General features: G+C 67.6%; 16 protein-coding genes and 1 pseudogene. 9 read left to right on the top strand and 8 right to left on the bottom strand.

Going from position 1 to position 18,699, the window contains the following annotated elements:
• The 3 genes from ACK59X_RS03910 to ACK59X_RS03900 all read right to left on the bottom strand — a co-directional run.
• Nucleotides 1-1,067 (bottom strand): exopolyphosphatase (locus tag ACK59X_RS03910; RefSeq protein ID WP_409955348.1); only part of this gene is annotated, 1,067 nt, incomplete at its 3' end.
• Nucleotides 1,068-1,333: 266 nt separating this feature from the next.
• Complete coding sequence (locus ACK59X_RS03905; RefSeq protein WP_409955346.1) at nucleotides 1,334-2,524, bottom strand: ABC transporter substrate-binding protein; 1,191 nt, start codon at nucleotides 2,522-2,524, stop codon at nucleotides 1,334-1,336.
• Nucleotides 2,525-2,548: 24 nt separating this feature from the next.
• Nucleotides 2,549-2,917, bottom strand: a complete 369-nt coding sequence (locus ACK59X_RS03900) for a fasciclin domain-containing protein (RefSeq protein WP_409955349.1) — start codon at nucleotides 2,915-2,917, stop codon at nucleotides 2,549-2,551.
• 316 nt (nucleotides 2,918-3,233) lie between these two features.
• Between ACK59X_RS03900 and pstS the strand changes: the two genes are divergently transcribed.
• The 7 genes from pstS (at nucleotide 3,234) to phoR (ending at nucleotide 9,926) form a co-directional block, all read left to right on the top strand.
• Nucleotides 3,234-4,274: a phosphate ABC transporter substrate-binding protein PstS gene (gene pstS / locus ACK59X_RS03895; RefSeq protein ID WP_409955344.1), complete on the top strand. Its 1,041-nt coding sequence runs from the start codon at nucleotides 3,234-3,236 to the stop codon at nucleotides 4,272-4,274.
• Between the two features lie 130 nt (nucleotides 4,275-4,404).
• The gene (gene pstC, locus ACK59X_RS03890) at nucleotides 4,405-5,367 is read left to right on the top strand and encodes a phosphate ABC transporter permease subunit PstC (RefSeq protein ID WP_409955342.1); all 963 of its coding nucleotides are present in this window, start codon (nucleotides 4,405-4,407) and stop codon (nucleotides 5,365-5,367) included.
• Nucleotides 5,364-6,260 (top strand): phosphate ABC transporter permease PstA, encoded by an 897-nt coding sequence (pstA, locus tag ACK59X_RS03885; protein ID WP_409955340.1) that lies wholly within the window; start codon nucleotides 5,364-5,366, stop codon nucleotides 6,258-6,260. The genes pstC and pstA overlap by 4 nt, the downstream gene beginning before the upstream one ends.
• Nucleotides 6,261-6,286: 26 nt before the next feature.
• Complete coding sequence (gene pstB, locus ACK59X_RS03880; RefSeq protein WP_409955338.1) at nucleotides 6,287-7,072, top strand: phosphate ABC transporter ATP-binding protein PstB; 786 nt, start codon at nucleotides 6,287-6,289, stop codon at nucleotides 7,070-7,072.
• A 10-nt stretch (nucleotides 7,073-7,082) separates the two neighbouring features.
• Entirely contained in the window at nucleotides 7,083-7,784 is a 702-nt protein-coding gene (gene phoU, locus ACK59X_RS03875; protein ID WP_409955336.1) for a phosphate signaling complex protein PhoU, read from the top strand.
• Between the two features lie 15 nt (nucleotides 7,785-7,799).
• Nucleotides 7,800-8,516 carry a phosphate regulon transcriptional regulator PhoB gene (gene phoB, locus ACK59X_RS03870; protein ID WP_409955334.1) on the top strand — a complete coding sequence of 239 codons (717 nt, stop codon included), beginning with the start codon at nucleotides 7,800-7,802 and terminating at the stop codon, nucleotides 8,514-8,516.
• A 57-nt stretch (nucleotides 8,517-8,573) separates the two neighbouring features.
• Nucleotides 8,574-9,926, top strand: coding sequence for a phosphate regulon sensor histidine kinase PhoR (gene phoR, locus ACK59X_RS03865; protein WP_409955332.1), 1,353 nt, complete (start codon nucleotides 8,574-8,576; stop codon nucleotides 9,924-9,926).
• Here phoR and ACK59X_RS03860 read toward each other — a convergent pair.
• From ACK59X_RS03860 to ACK59X_RS03850, 3 genes are all read right to left on the bottom strand, one after another.
• Nucleotides 9,883-11,247, bottom strand: a complete 1,365-nt coding sequence (locus tag ACK59X_RS03860; RefSeq protein ID WP_409955330.1) for an MATE family efflux transporter — start codon at nucleotides 11,245-11,247, stop codon at nucleotides 9,883-9,885. The genes phoR and ACK59X_RS03860 overlap by 44 nt on opposite strands.
• Entirely contained in the window at nucleotides 11,247-12,956 is a 1,710-nt protein-coding gene (locus ACK59X_RS03855) for a hypothetical protein (protein WP_409955328.1), read from the bottom strand. Before ACK59X_RS03855 ends, ACK59X_RS03860 begins: the two co-directional genes overlap by 1 nt.
• Nucleotides 12,957-13,149: 193 nt before the next feature.
• Complete coding sequence (locus ACK59X_RS03850; protein ID WP_409955326.1) at nucleotides 13,150-13,416, bottom strand: type B 50S ribosomal protein L31; 267 nt, start codon at nucleotides 13,414-13,416, stop codon at nucleotides 13,150-13,152.
• A 224-nt stretch (nucleotides 13,417-13,640) separates the two neighbouring features.
• On the opposite strand from ACK59X_RS03850, the gene ACK59X_RS03845 reads away from it, so the two are divergent.
• A complete protein-coding gene (locus tag ACK59X_RS03845; protein ID WP_409955324.1) occupies nucleotides 13,641-15,032 on the top strand; it encodes a CoA transferase in 1,392 nt (463 codons plus the stop codon).
• A gap of 226 nt (nucleotides 15,033-15,258) precedes the next feature.
• Here the strand turns inward: ACK59X_RS03845 and rho are convergent, their stop codons facing one another.
• Entirely contained in the window at nucleotides 15,259-16,521 is a 1,263-nt protein-coding gene (gene rho, locus ACK59X_RS03840) for a transcription termination factor Rho (protein ID WP_409955322.1), read from the bottom strand.
• 258 nt (nucleotides 16,522-16,779) lie between these two features.
• A complete protein-coding gene (gene trxA / locus ACK59X_RS03835; protein WP_322595820.1) occupies nucleotides 16,780-17,112 on the bottom strand; it encodes a thioredoxin TrxA in 333 nt (110 codons plus the stop codon).
• Nucleotides 17,113-17,221: 109 nt separating this feature from the next.
• Here trxA and ACK59X_RS03830 point away from each other — a divergent pair.
• Nucleotides 17,222-18,699 (top strand): annotated as a pseudogene (locus ACK59X_RS03830) (PD-(D/E)XK nuclease family protein); the annotation flags it as partial.

Below are 18,699 nucleotides of genomic sequence, written 5' to 3'. Positions count from 1 at the left end.
TCGAGCTTGCGCGAGGCGCGCTCGCTGCCGGCGGGTGCCGCCTGGTCGAACAGCTGGCAGGCGATGCGGGCCACGCGCTCGGCATGCTCCACGTCCACGCCAAAGCGCTGCATGAGCCCGTGCACCGTGGTGCTGCGCAGGTCGGTACCGGGCTGCTCGCGGTCGAGCAGGTCGTACAGGGCGCCCTGGCGCAGCGCGCCCTGGGCCACCTGCATCTGCTCGATCGCAAGCAGGTCGAACACGGCGCGCAGCACGCTGATGCCGCCGCCGATCACGGCACGGCGTTCGTCCTTGAGGCCATCGAGGCGGATGCGGTCGGCGCTTTGCGCGCGCAGCAGGCGCTCCTGCAGCCAGTCCAGGCCCTCGCGCGTGATCAGGTCCTCGGGCCCGCCCGCGGCGGCGAGGATGTCGCCGACCGCCCCTGCGGTGCCGGAGGACCCGTAGGCCACATCCCAGCCATCGGGTCGGAAGGTGGCCAGGGCCTCGTCGAGCACGGCCTTGGCCGCGATCTCGGCGGCCATGAAGGCCTGGGGCGTGAACGCGCCGTTGGCGAAATAGCGCGAGGACCAGGCCACGCTGCCCACGCGGAACGATGCCACGGCGTGCGGGGTGAACTGCTGGCCCAGAATGAGTTCGGTGGAGCGCCCGCCGATGTCCACCACCAGGCGCCGCTCGTCGGACTGGGGCAGCAGGCGCGCCACGCCCTGGTAGATCAGCCGGGCCTCTTCGGGGCCCGAGACCACGTCGATGGGGTAGCCCAGCACCTGGCTGCCGCGCGCGATGAACTCCTCACGGTTGCGCGCCTCGCGCAGAGTCTGGGTGGCCACGGCGCGCACCTGGGTGCGCGAAAAACCGGCCAGGCGCTCGCCGAAGCGCGCCAGGCAGTCCCAGCCGCGCTGCATGGCGTCCGGGGTCAGGTTGCGGTCCTCGTCCAGGCCATTGCCCTGGCGCACGGTTTCCTTGAGGTATTCGACGCGCTGGATATGGCCGTGCTCGTAGCGGCCGATTTCAAGGCGAAAGCTGTTGGATCCCAGATCCACGGCAGCGAGCAGTGTTCCGTTGTGCATGGTGGTGCGCGGCGTGCGCTGTTGTCCTTTCGGCCCAGCATAGCATCTGGGCCGCAGTGAGACAGTCATTTGGTCACCCGCTGGAGCATTTCTGACCGCAGCAAGCATTGAAATAGGCGCTGCCCAAGCCAGCGCTCCCGCGCAAGGGCCGCCCCGCCGCGAAGGCGGCGTATCCAGCGCTTGCGCTGGGCGCGTCCCCCTCCTGCATTGCGTGGCAATGCGGGAGAGAGGGGGAAGGCGCGAAGCGACTCAGGGGGTGCGTCGAATCATCCAATGATGCGTCCTGCAGTGGTGAGCATGCTCTGCGTGACGTAGGCGTTGGCGCGCTGGCGTCCCTGGTAGTTGACGGCATAGCCGCCGACGTTCACTGCAGCGCGCTTCTGCAGCGCGGCCAGCATGCTGGCGCGGGTGACGGGGCTGCTGATGCCGGCCATCACCTCGGCGGTGTAGCGCGCGGCAATGTAGCCTGCCAGGCCCAGGGGGGAGGGGGGTTCGTCGTAGAAGCGGGCCAGCGCATCGCGGTAGCTGCGCACCACGGGCAGGCTGGCATTCACCATGGGCACGGCCTGGGTGACGATGACCGAGGCCTTGGCTGCGGTGGGGCCCATCTGCGCCAGCACCTGCAGGTTCACATCGGCCAGGGCGACCACGTAGCACTGGCGGCCCTGCGGCAGGGCGAGCTGGTCGAGAAAGGAGAACAGCTCCGGCGTGCCGCCGATGAACAGGATGATGCTCTGCTCCACGCGCGTGCCGGCGCCCGGCCGAGTGCCTGCGGCGGGCAGGGGCAGGGTTTGCACCTTGAGCGACATGGACTTGGCGGCATGTGCCACCATGGCCTGGGACTGGCGCTGCACGGCCGGGCTGGCATAGGTGACGCCCACCGTCTGCACACCCATGGTGGCCAGGTTCTTGATGGCGTGGGCAATCTGCGCTTCCTGTCCGGCGAAGATGTCGAACACGGTGTCGCTGGTGGCCGTGGTGCCGGCCACGGCGGCCGTATCGTGCAGCCAGGGGGCGACGATGGGCAGCGGCGCGTCCGAGGGCGCCTTGGCCTGCAGGGCAATCAGGCCGCTGGCGGCCGCGTTGCCGACGCAGCCCGACAGGGCGATGCAGCTGGACTGTTTCTGTGCGGTCTGCCAGACGGATTGCAGGCCTGCGGGCGTGCCATCGGTTTCCAGTGTCAGGTGCTGCACGGGGCGGCCATGGATACCACCCTTGGCATTGGTCTCCTGCCAGGCCGTGCGCGAACCGACAAGGAAATCGCGGCTCACGTCCTGCTGGTCGGGGGACAGATCGACCACCTGGGCCACCACATGGGGGCGCTCGCCATCCGATTTCTTGGCGGATGGCTCCGTCCCCTGGGCCCAGGCATTGCCGGCCAGGCCCAGAGCCGCCACCCCCTGCAGCCACTGGCGGCGCTGGACGCCGGATTGGCTGGGGCGAGGGGTGCGGTCCATGTCGGTGGGGCGGGCCGGACGTGCTTACTTCTTGGGAGGCATCAGCACGCGGTCAACCACGTGCACCACGCCGTTGGTGGCCACGATGTCGGCCTTTTCCACCATGGCTTCTTCCACGGTGACGAAGCTGCCGGCACGCGACAGGGCGACATTGGCGCCGTTGAGCGTCTTGGCATTGCCGTTCTTGACCTGCTCGGCCTTCATGCTGCCGGCCACGATGTGGTAGGTCAGCACTTCCTTGAGCTGGGCGGGGTTGGCCTGCAGGTCGGCCAGGGTCTTGGCGGGAACCGCCTTGAATGCGTCGTCCGAGGGGGCGAACACGGTGTGGGGGGCTGCCGCCTTGAGGGTGTCGGCCAGGCCGGCCTGGACTGCCAGCTTGTTGAAGGTGCTCAGCGAAGGCGTCTTTGCAATGGTGCTGTCGAGGGTGGCGGGCGCAGAACCGGTGCTGGCTCAGCCGGCCAGGGCGGCGGCCGCAGCCAGGGCGAGAGCGGATTGCAGTGCGTAACGGCGGAACATGTGATTCTCCAGGTAGATAGCCGATTCATCTCGGTGGCGGGAGACTAAGCAGCTCCCGTGACAGCGGGATGACAAACGTAAACGCCTGTACGGAGGAAAAGGTTGTGTGACAACCGACCTGGGTGTCACGACAATGTCACATATGGATCCTAGAGTCGCCCCATCCCAACTCACTCTCCCAAGAGGTATCTCCATGAAAATGTCCGCGATTCGGGTCCTTGTAGCTGGTGTCGTTGCTGCTGGTGCGTTCTCCCAGGCTATGGCGCAGCAGGAAGCCACCGGCGCAGGCGCCAGTTTTCCGGCGCCTCTGTATTCCAAGTGGGCTGCTGACTACAACAAGGCCACAGGCATCAAGATCAACTACCAATCGGTGGGTTCGGGTGCCGGCATGCGCCAGATCGAAGCCAAGACGGTGGACTTCGGTGCTTCGGACGCTCCCCTGAAGGACGACGAACTGGCCAAGAAGGGCCTGGTGCAGTTCCCTACCGTGATCGGCGGCATCGTGCCCGTGGTCAACATCAAGGGCATCGCTCCCGGCCAGATGAAGCTGAGCGGCCAGGTTCTGGGCGACATCTACCTGGGCAAGATCACCAAGTGGAACGACGACGCCATCAAGGCCCTGAACCCCGGCTTGAACCTGCCTGACGCTGCCATCGCCCCCGTGCGCCGCGCCGACGGCTCGGGCACGACCTTCGGTTTCACCAACTACCTGAGCAAGGTCAACGCCGAGTGGAAGTCCAAGGTCGGTGAAGGCACGGCCGTGAACTGGCCCACCGGTGCCGGCGGCAAGGGCAACGAGGGCGTCGCCGCCTTCGTGGGCCGCCTGCCCAACTCCATCGGCTACGTGGAATACGCCTACGTCAAGCAGAACAAGCTGACCTACGTGCAGCTGCAGAACGCCGCCGGCAACTACGTCTCTCCTGACGATGCCACCTTCAAGGCCGCTGCCGCAGGTGCCGACTGGGCCAAGAGCTTCTACCAGATCCTGACGAACCAGCCTGGCAAGGATTCGTGGCCCATCACCTCGGCCACCTTCATCATGATGCAGAAGACGCAGGACAAGCCCGTGCAGGCCACCACGGCCCTGAAGTTCTTCGACTGGGTCTATGCCCAGGGCGACAAGACCGCTGCGGACCTGGACTATGTGCCCATGCCTGACAGCGTGAAGGCCATCATCCAGAAGTCCTGGGGCGACATCAAGGACACTTCCGGCAAGGCCGTAGCGTTCAAGTAATTTGACAGGGCCGGCGATAAGCCGGCCCTTCAACTTCAAATCCATTGAATTCAAGGCAAACAACGTGTCCACAACGATGCCGGTCCGCGACAATCCGTCCATGACGACGGCCCCTTCGCGCACTGAGAAAATGCCCCCTTCCCCCCACCGCCCCCTGATCTCCGGCGTGCTGGCCGACAAGCTCTTCGGCTTCCTGGCCCGCGGCGCGGCCGTGCTCACGCTGCTGTTGCTGCTGGGCATCCTGGCCTCGCTGGTGGTCGGCGCGTGGCCCTCCATCGCCAAATACGGCCTGGGCTTTCTCACCAGCACCACGTGGGACCCCGTGCAGAACGAGTACGGCGGCCTGGTGATGATCTACGGCACGCTGGCCACCTCTGCCATCGCGCTCCTGATTGCCGTGCCTGTGAGCTTCGGCATCGCCCTGTTCCTGACCGAGCTGTCGCCCTCCTGGCTCAAGCGCCCCCTGGGCACCGCCATCGAGCTGCTGGCCGCCGTGCCCTCCATCGTCTACGGCATGTGGGGCCTGATGGTGTTCGGTCCCATCCTGTCGACCTTTGTCCAGCAGCCGCTGCAGTCCCTGTTCCAGGGCGTTCCCTACCTGGGAGCGCTGGTCTCCGGCCCTCCAGTGGGCATCGGTATCCTGTCGGCCGGCATCATCCTGGCCATCATGATCATCCCGTTCATCGCCTCGGTGATGCGCGACGTGTTCGAAGTCACGCCCGCCCTGCTCAAGGAATCGGCCTACGGCCTGGGCTCCACCACCTGGGAAGTGGTGTGGAAGGTCGTCCTGCCCTACACCAAGACCGGTGTGCTGGGCGGCATCATGCTGGGACTGGGCCGTGCACTGGGCGAGACCATGGCCGTGACCTTCGTGATCGGCAACATGAACCAGCTGCAATCGCTGTCGATGTTCGAGGCCGCCAACAGCATCACCTCGGCCCTGGCCAACGAATTCGCCGAAGCCGGTGAAGGCCTGCACCAGGCCTCGCTGATCTACCTGGGCCTGGTCCTGTTCTTCATCACCTTCGTGGTGCTGTCGCTGTCCAAGCTGCTGCTGTCCCGCCTGCAAAAGAACGAAGGAGCCCGTTCGTGAGCACCGCACCGACCACTTCGCAGCGCCTGCTGTCCGCCGCAGACCTCGACGCGCAGCGCCAGGCACGCTACAACAAGCGCAAGCGCCTCAACCAGGTCGCCCTGGTGCTGTCCCTCGCCGCCATGGCCTTCGGCGTGTTCTGGCTGATCTGGATCCTCTGGGAGACCGTCCGCCTGGGCGTGGGCGGCCTGAGCGTGGCCCTTTTCACGCAGATGACGCCGCCGCCCAACGATGTGGGTGGCGGTATCTCCAACGCCATTTTCGGCTCGCTCGTGATGGTGCTGCTGGCGACGTTCGTGGGCACGCCCATCGGCATCCTGGCCGGCATCTACCTGGCCGAATACGAAACCAAGAGCCTGCTGGCCTCGGTCACGCGCTTCGTGAACGACATCCTGCTGTCGGCGCCTTCCATAGTGATCGGCCTGTTCGTGTATGCCGTGGTGGTGGCGCGCTTCAAGAGCTTTTCGGCCTACGCCGGCATCCTGGCGCTGGCACTGATCGTGATCCCGGTGGTCATCCGCACCACCGAGAACATGCTGGTGCTGGTGCCCTCCAGCCTGCGCGAAGCTGCCTACGCCTTGGGCACGCCCAAGTGGAAGGTCATCACCATGGTGACGCTGCGTGCAGCGCGTGCCGGCGTGATCACCGGTGTGCTGCTGGCCGTGGCCCGCATCGCCGGCGAAACCGCTCCGCTGCTGTTCACCGCACTGAACAACCAGTTCTGGAATGCCGACCTGAGCAAGCCCATGGCCAGCCTGCCGGTGACCATCTTCAAGTTCGCCATGAGCCCGTATGAGAACTGGCAACAGCTGGCCTGGGCCGGTGTGTTCCTCATCACCGTCGCCGTTCTCGGCCTGAACATCCTGGCGCGGGTTCTGACCCGCCAAAAGTAAGCCCCAGCAGCAAGAAAGACACCCTCATGTCCGCTATCCTCAACAACGAAGTGTCCTCCAAGTCCAAGATCACGGTGCGTGACCTGAACTTCTACTACGGCAAGTTCCACGCGCTCAAGGGCATCAACCTCGACATCCCGGAAAACAAGGTCACGGCCTTCATCGGCCCCTCGGGCTGTGGCAAGTCCACGCTGCTGCGCACCTTCAACCGCATGTTCGAGCTCTATCCCGAGCAGCGCGCCGAAGGCCAGATCGTGCTGGACGGCGAGAACCTGCTGACCAGCAAGAAGGACGTGGCCCTGGTGCGCGCCAAGGTCGGCATGGTGTTCCAGAAGCCCACGCCGTTCCCGATGTCGATCTATGACAACATCGCCTTCGGCGTGAAGCTGTTCGAGAGCCTGAGCGCCACCGACATGGACGACCGCGTCGAATGGGCCCTGCGCAAGGCGGCGCTGTGGAACGAGGTCAAGGACAAGCTCAACCAGACCGGCTCCGGCCTGTCCGGCGGCCAGCAGCAGCGCCTGTGCATTGCCCGCGGCATTGCCATCAAGCCTGAAGTACTGCTGCTCGACGAACCCTGCTCGGCGCTGGATCCGATCTCGACCGCCAAGGTCGAAGAGCTGATCGCAGAACTGAAGAACGAGTACACCGTGGTCATCGTGACCCACAACATGCAGCAGGCCGCGCGCTGCAGCGACTACACCGCCTACATGTACCTGGGCGACCTGGTCGAGTTCGGCGAGACGGAACAGATGTTCTTCAAGCCGCAGCGCAAGGAAACCGAAGACTACATCACCGGCCGTTTCGGCTAAGGAGACAGCAATGCCCGACAAGCACCTTTCGTCGCAGTTCGACTCCGAACTCAACAGCGTCTCGGCCCGCGTCATGGAAATGGGCGGCCTCGTGGAGTCGCAGATCCGCCAGGCCGTGTACGCCCTGTCGCAGTTCAACATCGAAGCCGTGGAGCAGGTGGCCGCCATCGAAGTGCGCGTGAATGCCATGGAAGTGGAGATCGACCACGAGCTGTCTTCCATCATCGCGCGCCGCCAGCCCACCGCCCGCGACCTGCGCCTCTTGATGGCCTTCTCCAAGGCCACGGCCAACCTCGAGCGCATGGGCGACGAGGCCAACAAGATGGCACGCATGGTGCGCTCCATCATCGAGAGCGGCGCCGCGCGCTCGCTGCCGTCGAGCGACCTGCGCGTGGCGGCGGAGCTGGCCTCCGGCCTGTTGCGCAAGACGCTGGACGCCTTCGCCCGCCTCGATACCACCATGGCGGTGGCCATCCTCAAGGAAGACGACCTGATCGACAAGGAATTCGATGGGTTCGTGCGCAAGCTGGTCACCTACATGATGGAAGACCCCCGCACCATCTCGCCCAGCCTGGACCTCTTGTTCCTGGCCAAGGCCATCGAGCGCATCGGCGACCATTCGAAGAACGTGGCCGAACTCATCATTTACCTGGTCAAAGGCAAGGACGTGCGCCACACGGCCCTCGATGAGATCGAATCGGCCGTGCTGTAGGCCCGTGAACGCTGTATGAGAAAGTTACCCCGTGTTCTGATTGTCGAAGACGAACCTGCGATCGCCGAGCTGATCGCGGTGAACCTGCGGCACAACGGATTCCAGCCGTTCTGGGCCGAAGATGGCGACTCGGCCCAGCGCGAGCTCGATGCCGTGCTGCCCGACGTCATCCTTCTGGACTGGATGCTGCCCGGCCAGAGCGGCCTGTCGCTGGCCCGCAAGTGGCGTGCCGATGCCCGCACCAAGCCCCTCCCCCTCCTCATGCTCACGGCCCGTGGCGACGAGCCGGACAAGGTGGCGGGCCTGGATGCCGGGGCGGACGATTTCATCACCAAGCCGTTCTCCACCCAGGAGCTGCTGGCGCGCATCCGCGCGGTGCTGCGCCGCCGCGCGCCCGAGCAGGTCAGCGACAGCGTGACCATCGGCGACCTGGTGCTCGACGCCGGCACCTACCGTGTGGCCTTCCAGGGCCAGCAGCTCAAGGTGGGGCCCACCGAGTTCAAGCTGCTGCACTACCTCATGAAGCATGCCGAGCGCGTACACAGCCGTTCGCAGCTGCTGGACAAGGTCTGGGGCGACCATGTCTTCATCGAGGAGCGTACCGTGGATGTGCACGTCAAGCGCCTGCGCGAGGCGCTGGGTGCGGCGTCGGTAATGGTGGAGACGGTGCGCGGAGCCGGCTACCGGCTCACGGCGCAGTCCCAACCCCAGGCGCAGCAGCTGCAAGCCTGATGGTTCACGGGGCGCCGCAGGGCGCCCTTGGTTTTCTGAAAAGGCTTTGCGATCTGCATGCTTTGGCGATTCACGTATTTCCTGCTCTGGCAAATCGCCGGCGGCGGACTCGGTTGGTGGCAGGGAGGGCCCTGGGGGGCGGCCCTGGGTGCAGCGATAGCGGCCTGGGCCTGGTTTGTGTGGGACCTGCTGCGCGGCGCGCGCGTGCTGCGCTGGCTGCGCACGGGCGAGTTGTCGCGCGCGCCGGTCATGCGCGGCATGTGGGGCGAGGCGGCTGATCGCGCGCGGCGTCTGTTGCGCCTGCAGGCCCAGGAAGTGCAGGGCAGCCAGAACCGGCTGCAGGAGATCCTGGCGGCGCTGCAGGCCACGCCCAATGGCGTGGTGCTGCTCGATGCCCAGGGGCATATCGAGTGGTGCAACCAGATGGCCGCCGCCCATTTCGGCTTCGACGCGCAGCGCGACGTCATGCAGTCCATCGGCAACCTGGTGCGGGATCCGGAATTCACCGCCTACTACACGGCCCAGGATTTCACGCACGATGTGGTGCTGGAGGGGCGCTACAGCACCTCTTCACGCCCGGTGCGCATCTCCGTGCACCTGCATCCCTACGGTGACGGGCGCACGCTGCTGCTGTCGCGCGACGTGACGGCGCTGGAGCAGGCCGAGGCCATGCGCCGCGACTTCGTGGCCAATGTCTCGCACGAGATCCGCACCCCGCTCACGGTGCTCATCGGCTTCGTCGAGACGCTGCAGACCCTGCCGCTGGCGCAGGACGAGCGGGCCCGCTACCTGGGCATGATGTCCCAGCAGGCTGCGCGCATGCAGAGCGTGGTGCAGGATCTGCTCACGCTGTCGCGCCTGGAGGGCAGCCCGCCGCCCGGCATGGCCGAGTGGACGCCGGTGCAGGGCCTGTTGCAGCGCTGCGAGGAAGAGGGCCGGGCCCTGTCGGCCTTGCTCACGCAGAACCAGCAGCGCCCGCATACGCTGCTGTTCCCGTCCAAGGCGGATCTGCTGGCCCAGGGCGATGTGGCCGGCGCGCAGGCCGAACTGCAAAGCGCACTGTCCAACATCATCAACAACGCCGTGCGCTATACACCCGCGGGTGGAACGATCACGGTGGACTGGGTGCGCAAGGAAGACGGTTCGGCCACGTTCTCGGTCAAGGACACGGGCCCGGGCATCGCGTCCGAGCACATCCCGCGGCTGACCGAGCGCTTTTACCGCGTGGACCGCAGCCGCTCGCGCGAAACCGGGGGCACGGGCCTGGGCCTGGCCATCGTCAAGCATGTGCTGCAGCGCCATGGCGCCACGCTCAGCATCCAGAGCACCCTGGGCAAGGGCTCGACCTTCTGCGTGACCTTTCCGGTCAACCGGTTGCGCGCGCCAGCGCCGCAGGCGCTGGCAGCCTGAGCGCACGCCAGAGCATGGCGGCAAACAGCGCAGCCGTCACGGCCAGGGCGGCCGCGCTGGCGGCCCAGAAGGTGGCCGGTGTGGCTACCGGGCCCCAGGGGCCCAGGCCCTGGTAGGCCAGCAGATAGCCGCCGCCCAGGCCTGCGCCCCAGAGCAGCGTGCAGTACACCACCAGCGGTGCCACCGTGATGCGGTAACAGCGCAGCACGAACACGCACAGGGTCTGCAGCGCATCGGCCACGTGGTAGGCCGCCACCCAGGCCAGCAGCCCGCCCGTCACCGCCACCACCTGCGCATTCGATGAATACAGGGCGCCCAGGTGGTTGCGCCCGAGGAGCATCAGCACTGCCAGGATAAGGCCCATGGCGCAGGCCAGGCGCATGCCCAGCAAGGCCACGCTGCGCGCGCGCAGCGGCTCGCCCGCCCCCAGCCACCAGCTCACGCGCGCACTGGCGGCAATCGACAGCGACAGCGGCACCATGTACAGCACGGCCGCCAGGTTGGAGGCGATCTGGTGCGCTGCCGAGGCCACCGTGCCCTGGCGCGCGATGAACAAGGCCATGAGGGTGAAGGAGGTGACCTCCACCATCACTGCCAGGCCCGCCGGCACCCCCAGGCGCGCAAAGCCTGCGATGGTGGGCCAGTGCGGGCGCTCCAGCGGCTTCCACAGGGCCAGCGGCTGGTACAGCGACTGGGTGCGCAGCAGCCAGAGCGCCAGGGCCAGCATGCTGCAATTGACCACCAGCGTGGCCCAGGCGCAGCCCACGGCGCCCTGCGCCGGCAGGCCCGCACCGCCAAAGGTGAACCAGATGGACAGCGGCACCTTGATGAACAGCGAGCCCACCTGCAGCCAGGTGACCAGCTGCGGGCGCCCGAGTGCCTGGTTGAGCGTGCTGTAGATGCGGAACAGCAGGGCCGGCGGCAAGGCGAGTGCCAGCACGGCCAGGTAATCTTCGACCTCGCTGCGCAGTGCATCGGGCACCTCGGTCCAGCGCAGCACGGCGCCAGGCGAGAGCAGCACGGCCATGCCCAGGGCGCTGGCCACCGCACACAGGTACAGCGACTGGCGCAGCGACGCGCCCAGCTGCTGCTGTTGCCCCGCACCGCGCTGCTCGGCCCACACCGGCAGCAGGGCGCTGAGTACGCCTATGAGTGCCACGTAGACGCTGATGAAGATGGCCGAACCCACCGACAGCGCCGCCAGCGAAGCCTCGCTGTAGCGGCCCGCCACGATGGTGTCGGCCACGCCGAAGGCCATCACGGCCAGTTGCCCGGCCAGCACCGTCACGGCGTGGCGGGAAATGGTCGACAGCTCGCTCATCAGGGTTTGGTTTCGGTCTCGATGCGGCGGAACACCAGCAGGAAGTCGGTCTTGTCGGTGGGGCGCGCCACGGTGGCCACTCGCTCCCATTGCAGGCCGTCCACCGCGGAGGCGGGAGCGGGCCAGGAGGCGATGTCCGAGACCAGCCACTCGCAGCCGGCCACCGACAGGCTGGCCGGGTGCAGCGTGAGGCCGGCGTGGTACTGCAGGGCTGCCACTTGGGCGCGGCTCAGCCCCACGGTCTGCACGCAGCCAGGGCCCTCCCCGACGACGGCGGTGATGGCGCGCATCTGCGGTACATAGCTGCGCGCGAAGTCCAGCAGCGGCAGCCAGATGCTCATGAGCAGCAGCCAGCTCAGGGCCGCGCCGCTGGCCGGCAGCACCAGGCTCTTCCAGATCGGCGCGCGGTTGCGCGAGGCGCGCCACCACACCAGCGCGCACCAGCCCACTGAGGCCGCCAGCGCCACCACCAGGGCCAGCAGAGAGAACTGCGGCACGAAGCCGGGCGCCAGCTTGGCCACGTTGGCCGCCGGCTTGGCCGGCACGCCGGTCTGCATGGCGATCCAGATCACCCAGATGGCCAGCGCCGAGACGCTGAAGAAGATCAGCGTGAACCAGTCGATCAGCGCCCCCATGCTGCGGCTGAGCGTGGGCAGCGCAAAGGCCGCCAGCGCGGCCAGCGCCGGCAGGCCCAGCAGCAGCGCGCGGTCGGCCGGCTGGGTGGTGATGGTGGCCGCGACCGAGACCGCCGTGAACCACAGCGGCAGCAGCAGGTGGCGGTGCCATTGGCGGCTGGCGATCTGCTTGCGCCAACGCCACAGCGTCCACAGCGCCAGCGGCCAGGCCGGCCAGCCGAACCAGACCAGCAGGCGCGCCAGGCTCGCCCACTCCTTGCCGCCGCTCTCGGTGCTGACAATGCGCCAGCGCCACAGGTCGAGCTGCCAGGCCAGCGCCGCGGCGGCCACGATGACCAGGACGGTGGCCACCGCCCAGGCCTTGCACTGGCGCTCGTCCTTGCCAGGCAGGTGCAGGGCCAGCAGCACGCCGCTGGCACCCAGCAGCGCCGTAAGGGCCGGTGCCCCGGCGAGCGTGAGGCCGAACGCCCCCACGAGCATGGCCGCCCACGCTTTGCCGGCGTGGTAGGGGAGGGCTGCGAAGGCAAAGAACAGGAAGGAGGTGCAGCTCAACTGCACCAGGTAGCTCGTCACTTCGTGCGAGAGCTGGGCCAGGCCCAGGCAGGCGATCAGGGCCAGCAGGGCGCCGTCGGCAATCGCGCGTGCGTAGTCGAGCGGGGTGGCCTCGCCGCCGAAGGCGAAGGCCACGGGCTGCGCGCCCGGGCTGCGCGCCAGGTAGTACACGCCGTACCAGGTGGCCATGAGCGTGAGCGCCAGCAGCGCGGCAAACGGGATGCGCACGGCCATTTCGGGCGATAGCCAGGAGGGCGCCCACTGGATCGCCAGGGCCCCGATCCAGTAGGGCAGCAGGCCTTCGGTCTCGGGCGCCATGCCGCCCAGCAGCGGATTGAGCCAGGGGGTGCGGCCATGCGCCAGCTCCAGCATGTAGCCGTAGGCGGTGATGTCGGCGCTCTTCCACGGAGCGCGGCCCACGAAGCCGGGGATCACGTAGGCAATGCACAGCAGCATCAGGGCCCAGCGTGGCAACGGCCGCACGGCATTCTGGGTGACGATGGCTGGGGTGGGTGGATTCACGCGTTGGTCAGGGGCTTTGGGAGGGAGCCGCCAAGAATAAGGGATAAGCGCACGGGTTCCGTCAGCAGGCTCTGGCGGTCAGGGTAAATCTGGTAACCCCGATCGCAAGCGGGTGGAGTGGCGCGCCCGGGAGGCAATAAAAAAGGCAGCTCGGTTGCCCGGGCTGCCTTCTTGGCGTACAGCGTGCGAAGGATTACTTGGCAGCGGTAGCGGTAGTCTTGCCGAAACGGTTGCGGAACTTCTCCACGCGGCCGCCCATGTTGTCCACGGACTTCTGCGTGCCCGTGTAGAAAGGGTGCGATTCGCTGGAGGTATCGAGCTTGAACAGGGGCAGCTCACGGCCGTCGTCGGTCGTGCCCATTTCCTTGGTGTTCACGCACGAACGGGTCACGAACTTGAAACCGTTGGACAGGTCCACGAACAGCACTTCGCGGTAGTTGGGGTGAATGCCTTCTTTCATGATCAATCCTTGTCAAGTGCGGGAGCCGTGCGGGACCCGGAGCAACCTTTGCGCCGTGGAGCATCCAGCGTACTTTCCGCAATAAAAGCCCTCCATTATAGCCTGCGCAGAAAATTGTTCAAGGTGGGCGCGGGAGTATCTGTGCCCGCCGCCGCTTTGACAAGCCCATATTGACAATGAAAGGGGTGTATCTATTCTTGGAAGCCTCTTTCAGGGAGGTTTTCATGGCGGTCTCCACACACCCTGTGCCTTCAGGCGCCCTGGCGCTGGTCGATGGGGCATGGGCCGCGCTGGAAGGCCCGGCGTCGGCGCGGGAGTGCCTGTCCGTTGCCGGCCAGGGTGATCTGCCTTCGGTGTTTCCGGTGACCGATCTGGCCGTGGCTTCGGTCGGGGTGGCGGGGCTGGCGCTGGCCGAACTGCTGGCAATGGAAGGTGGCTCCTGGCCCGCCGTGCAGGTGGACCGGCGGCTGGCCTCGTTCTGGTTCGGCATGTCGCTGCGCCCTGAGGGCTGGTCCCTGCCGCCCGTGTGGGACGCCGTGGCGGGCGACTACCGCGCGGCCGATGGCTGGGTGCGCCTGCACACGAACGCACCGCAGCACCGCGAGGCGGCCCTGGCCGTGCTGGGCGTGGCGGCCGACCGGGAGGCCGTTGAGCGTGCCGTGGCCCGCTGGGATGCCGATGCGCTGGAGGCGGCCGTGGTGGAGCGGGGTGGCTGCGCCGCCGCGATGCGCAGCACCGACGGCTGGGCACGCCATGCACAAGGCCTGGCGGTGCGGGCCGAGCCCCTGGTGCATTGGGAGGCTTTTGCGCCAACGCTGCCGCTGCCCGCCTGGCGCATCGACCCTGCCCGGCCGCTGCGCGGTGTGCGCGTGCTGGACCTCACACGCATCCTTGCCGGCCCCGCTGCGACACGTTTCCTTGCCGGCTTTGGCGCCGAGGTGCTGCGCATCGACCCGCCCGGCTGGGACGAGCCCGTCACCGTGCCCGAGGTGGTGCTGGGCAAGCGCTGCGCGCGGCTCGACCTGCGCTTGCGCGAAGGGCGTCTGGTGTTCGAGGAACTGCTGGGCCGGGCCGATGTGCTGGTGCACGGCCTGCGGCCCGGCGCTCTGGAGGGTCTGGGGCTGGGGGCCGAGCGGCGCCGCGCCCTGAACCCGGGCCTGGTGGACGTATCGCTCAATGCCTACGGCTGGGGCGGACCCTGGCAGCACCGGCGCGGTTTCGACAGCCTGGTGCAGATGAGCACAGGCATCGCCGAGGCCGGCATGCGCGAAGGCGGCCACGACCGGCCCACCCCCTTGCCGGTGCAGGCCATCGACCATGCCACGGGCTACCTGATGGCAGCCGCCGCGGTCCGGGGCCTGGCGCAACGCAGGGCCACGGGCGCAGGCTGCACGGCGCGGATGTCGCTGGCGCGCACGGCGCATTGGCTGGTGTCCGCCCAGCGCCATCCGTTGGAGCCATTGGCGCCCGAGCGGGCGGGTGAGGTGGGTGAAGCGCTGGAGTCCACCTCGTGGGGCCCGGCCCGGCGGGTGCGCGCTCCGCTGGAGGTACAAGGGGCCGCCATGTGCTGGGACCGGCCGGCGCTGGCGCTGGGTTCCGCGCAGGCGTGCTGGTAGGTGGCGCAGATGGCACAACGCCCCGCAGGCCGTGAAGCCTGCGGGGCGTTCAGAGAGATTGGAGCCGCCTTTGACGGCGTCGTGTTCCACATGCCGGTGGAACGCGCATGGCCCAGGCCAGAACCGCCGTGCAAGGGCCGCCCCGCCGCGCTGGCGGTGTCCCCCTTCCCGAAGGACGCAGCCATTCCAGAGAAGGGAGAAGGCGCGCCAGCGCCTCAGGGGGGTGTTACCCTCCCCGGCGCATCATGTCGAAGAAGTCGACGTTGGTTTTGGTCGCCTTCATGTTCTTGATCATGAGCTCCATGGACTCGATCTCGTCCATGTTGTACATGAACTGGCGCAGGATGCGCGTCTTCTGCAGGATCTCGGGCACCAGCAGCAGCTCTTCGCGGCGCGTGCCGCTCTTGTTGAGCTCGATGGCGGGGAACACGCGCTTTTCGTACAGGCGGCGGTTCAGGTGGATTTCGCAGTTGCCCGTGCCCTTGAATTCTTCAAAGATCACTTCGTCCATGCGGCTGCCGGTGTCGACCAGCGCCGTGGCGATGATGGTCAGCGAGCCGCCTTCCTCGACCTTGCGGGCGGCGCCGAAGAAGCGCTTGGGGCGCTGCAGCGCCGCGGCGTCCACACCGCCGGACAGCACCTTGCCGCTGGAGGGCACGACGTTGTTGTAGGCGCGGGCCAGGCGGGTGATGGAGTCCAGCAGGATCACCACGTCCTTCTTGAGCTCGACCAGGCGCTTGGCGCGCTCGATCACCATCTCGGCCACGTGCACGTGGCGTGCGGCGGGCTCGTCGAAGGTGGAGGCGATGATCTCGCCCTTGACCGTGCGCTGCATTTCGGTCACTTCTTCAGGGCGCTCGTCCACCAGCAGCACCATCAGGTGCACGTCGGGGTTGTTGGCCGTGATGGCGTGGGCGATGTGCTGCATCATCACCGTCTTGCCGCTCTTGGGCGGGGCCACGATCAGCGCGCGCTGGCCGCGGCCGATGGGCGCGATGATGTCGATGATGCGGCCAGTGATGTTCTCTTCGCTCTTGACGTCGCGTTCCAGGCGCATCTGCTCCTTGGGAAACAGGGGCGTCTGGTTTTCGAACATCACCTTGTGCTTGTTCTGCTCCGGCGGGCCGTCGTTGACCTTGTCGAGCTTGGTCAGGGCAAAGTAGCGCTCGCCGTCCTTGGGCGTGCGCACTTCGCCTTCGATCATGTCGCCGGTGTGCAGGTTGAAGCGGCGCACCTGGCTGGGCGAGATGTAGATGTCGTCCGTGCTGGCGGTGAAGCTCGTGTCCGGGCTGCGCAGAAAGCCGAAGCCGTCCGGCAGGATTTCCAGCACCCCGTCCGCAAACACCTGCTCGCCGGCCTTGGCGCGCTTCTTGATGATGGCAAACATCAACTCCTGCTTGCGCATCCGGCCCGTGTTTTCGATTTCGAGTTCTTCGGCCTGCTTCAGGACTTCAGACACGTGCAGTGCCTTGAGTTCGTTTAAGTGCATGGAATGACTCCTTGGCGGAGTAGGTAGGTGTCTCGGGGGAGGTGGGCTGTTCGCCGGTGGTCTGCTGATGGCAGTCACGGCGTGCCTGAGGATCTCTCGAACCGGCTGCCAATGCGTGCAAGCCGGTGATCTGCTGGAATTATGACAGGAAAAAATCCGGGAGGGCCGGGCCGCTGCGCTCTGGCATGTGAAGAGATGCAAGCGGCGCTGAAAAAACGGCTGGCGGCACCCCGGCCCGGGGTGCCGCCAGCGTGGGCGTCATGCCAGTTGCTGGTCGACGAAGGCCGTCAACTGCTCCTTGCGCATGGAGCCGATCTTGGTGGCGGACAGCTGGCCGTCCTTGAAGAACATCAGTGTGGGAATGCCGCGGATGCCGAACTTGGCGGGCGTTTCGCGGTTCTCGTCGATGTTCAGCTTGGCGACCTGCAGCTTGCCTTCGTAGGCCTTGGCCAGGTCGTCCAGGTGGGGGGCGATGTCCTTGCAGGGGCCGCACCATTCGGCCCAATAATCCACCAGCACGGGGGTGGTGGACTGCAGTACGTCGGCTTCGAAGCTGGCGTCGGTGAGGTGCTTGATGAGTTCGCTGGCCATGGCGTAATCCTTGTATCTGGGTGGCTTTGGACCGGGGTACGTATAAAGTTGGGTCATTGTGACAGAAACCAATCCCACGTTCACCGGTGTGGCCAAGCCATCCGATGCTATGACTGTCATAGCTAAAACCGATCAGGCGGCCCCATGCTGGGCCCGGGTGCTGGGCGCAGTGGCGCAGCATCTGGCCACCTGCGGCGCCCACCCGGCCCGCACCGTGGTGCTGGTGCCCTATGCGCAGCTCATGCCCTGGGGCCAGCGCCTGTGGGCGCGCCAGCAGCCCGACAGCTTTGTTCCGCGCTTCGAGACCACGCGCAACTGGGCGCACCAGCTGGCCGTCTTCGTGCCCGAGGGCCGGGACCTGGCGGGCGATGTGGCACGCGACACCCTCACCGCGCGCACCCTGCTTGACCAGGCGGGCCTGTCGGCGCAGCGCGACGTGCTGGCCACGCCACTGCAGGAGGCCGCTGCCCAACTGGCGCTGGCCGTGGCTGCGGTGCCGCCGGCCGAGCGCGATGCCTGGGGCACGCAGGCGCGCAGCCTGCTGCCCGCGGCGGAAGAGGGCAGCACGCTGCGCTTCGAGGCTGCGGTGGCACGCATTGCGCTCGAATGGGCGCTGGCCTCGCGCTACGCCACCGACGTGCTGTTCGAGCCGGGCGTGCGCGCTGCCACGGACGCGCTGGTGGTGCTCGAAGGTTTCCAGGCCGAGCCGCTGGCCGCCGCGTTGCTTGCGCACTGGGGCGAGCGGGGCCTGGTGCTGCCGCTGTATGCCCCCGGGGAGGATGCCGGAGTGCAGGGGCAGATCGCCCTGCATGCCGCCAGCGATGCCGAAGACGAGGCGCAGCGCGCCGCCGCCTGCGTGCTCGCGCATCTGGCCGCGGGCCGTGCCCCCGTGGTGCTGGCCGCCACCGACCGGGCGCTGACCCGCCGCGTGCGCGCCCACCTGGGCAGCAGTGGCGTGGACGTGCGCGACGAAAGCGGCTGGACCCTGTCGACCACGCGCGCGGCCGCGCAGGTCATGGCGGGATTGAAGGCCTGCGCCTGGGATGCCGATGCCGACGCGGTGCTCGCCTGGCTCAAGCAGGGGCCCGCAGGGCGGGCCGCCACCCGCAACCCGCGGGAAAAGGCGCTGCGCCGGGCATCGCTGGCGCGCTGGGATGCCGTGGCTGCGCGCGACTGGAGTGCGCACCCGGCGCTGGCCGCCGCCGTGGCCGAGGCCGAAGCCTGGCGTGCCGGCCTGCGCGCGGCGCGCCCGCTGGTGCAGTGGCTCGCGGCCCTGCGCGGGCTGCTCGAGGCCACGGGCCAGTGGGCCGTGCTGGAGGCCGACGACGCGGGCGAACGCGTGCTGGCCCTGTTGCGCCTGCCCGAGGGTTTGCAGGCCGAGCTCGACGCCTGGGAGGGTGTGGGCCGGCGCATGGCATTGGCCGAATTCACGCGCTGGGCCGACGAGGTGCTGGAGGCCGCGCGCTTCGTGCCCCCGCCGCCTCCCGGTGCGCCGGTCGTGATCTTGCCGCTACCACAGTTGCTGGCGCGGGCCTTTGCCGCGCTGGTGCTGCCGGGCTGCGACGAAAAGCGCCTGCAGCCCGCGCC

This window comes from Acidovorax sp. (assembly GCF_046339755.1).
Taxonomy (GTDB): domain Bacteria; phylum Pseudomonadota; class Gammaproteobacteria; order Burkholderiales; family Burkholderiaceae_C; genus Acidovorax.
Note: the sequence above shows the minus strand (reverse complement) of the source record. Positions and strands in the feature narration are given on the sequence as shown.

What these genes read in the sequence shown, in the direction of transcription:
- pstB (WP_409955338.1), top strand. Translation starts at nt 6,287, where the DNA reads ATGTCCGCTATCCTCAACAACGAAGTGTCCTCCAAGTCCAAGATCACG.
- pstS (WP_409955344.1), top strand. Translation starts at nt 3,234, where the DNA reads ATGAAAATGTCCGCGATTCGGGTCCTTGTAGCTGGTGTCGTTGCTGCT.
- rho (WP_409955322.1), bottom strand. Translation starts at nt 16,521, where the DNA reads ATGCACTTAAACGAACTCAAGGCACTGCACGTGTCTGAAGTCCTGAAG.
- ACK59X_RS03845 (WP_409955324.1), top strand. Translation starts at nt 13,641, where the DNA reads ATGGCGGTCTCCACACACCCTGTGCCTTCAGGCGCCCTGGCGCTGGTC.
- pstC (WP_409955342.1), top strand. Translation starts at nt 4,405, where the DNA reads ATGCCCCCTTCCCCCCACCGCCCCCTGATCTCCGGCGTGCTGGCCGAC.
- phoR (WP_409955332.1), top strand. Translation starts at nt 8,574, where the DNA reads ATGCTTTGGCGATTCACGTATTTCCTGCTCTGGCAAATCGCCGGCGGC.
- phoU (WP_409955336.1), top strand. Translation starts at nt 7,083, where the DNA reads ATGCCCGACAAGCACCTTTCGTCGCAGTTCGACTCCGAACTCAACAGC.
- ACK59X_RS03860 (WP_409955330.1), bottom strand. Translation starts at nt 11,247, where the DNA reads ATGAGCGAGCTGTCGACCATTTCCCGCCACGCCGTGACGGTGCTGGCC.
- phoB (WP_409955334.1), top strand. Translation starts at nt 7,800, where the DNA reads ATGAGAAAGTTACCCCGTGTTCTGATTGTCGAAGACGAACCTGCGATC.
- trxA (WP_322595820.1), bottom strand. Translation starts at nt 17,112, where the DNA reads ATGGCCAGCGAACTCATCAAGCACCTCACCGACGCCAGCTTCGAAGCC.
- ACK59X_RS03905 (WP_409955346.1), bottom strand. Translation starts at nt 2,524, where the DNA reads ATGGACCGCACCCCTCGCCCCAGCCAATCCGGCGTCCAGCGCCGCCAG.
- ACK59X_RS03850 (WP_409955326.1), bottom strand. Translation starts at nt 13,416, where the DNA reads ATGAAAGAAGGCATTCACCCCAACTACCGCGAAGTGCTGTTCGTGGAC.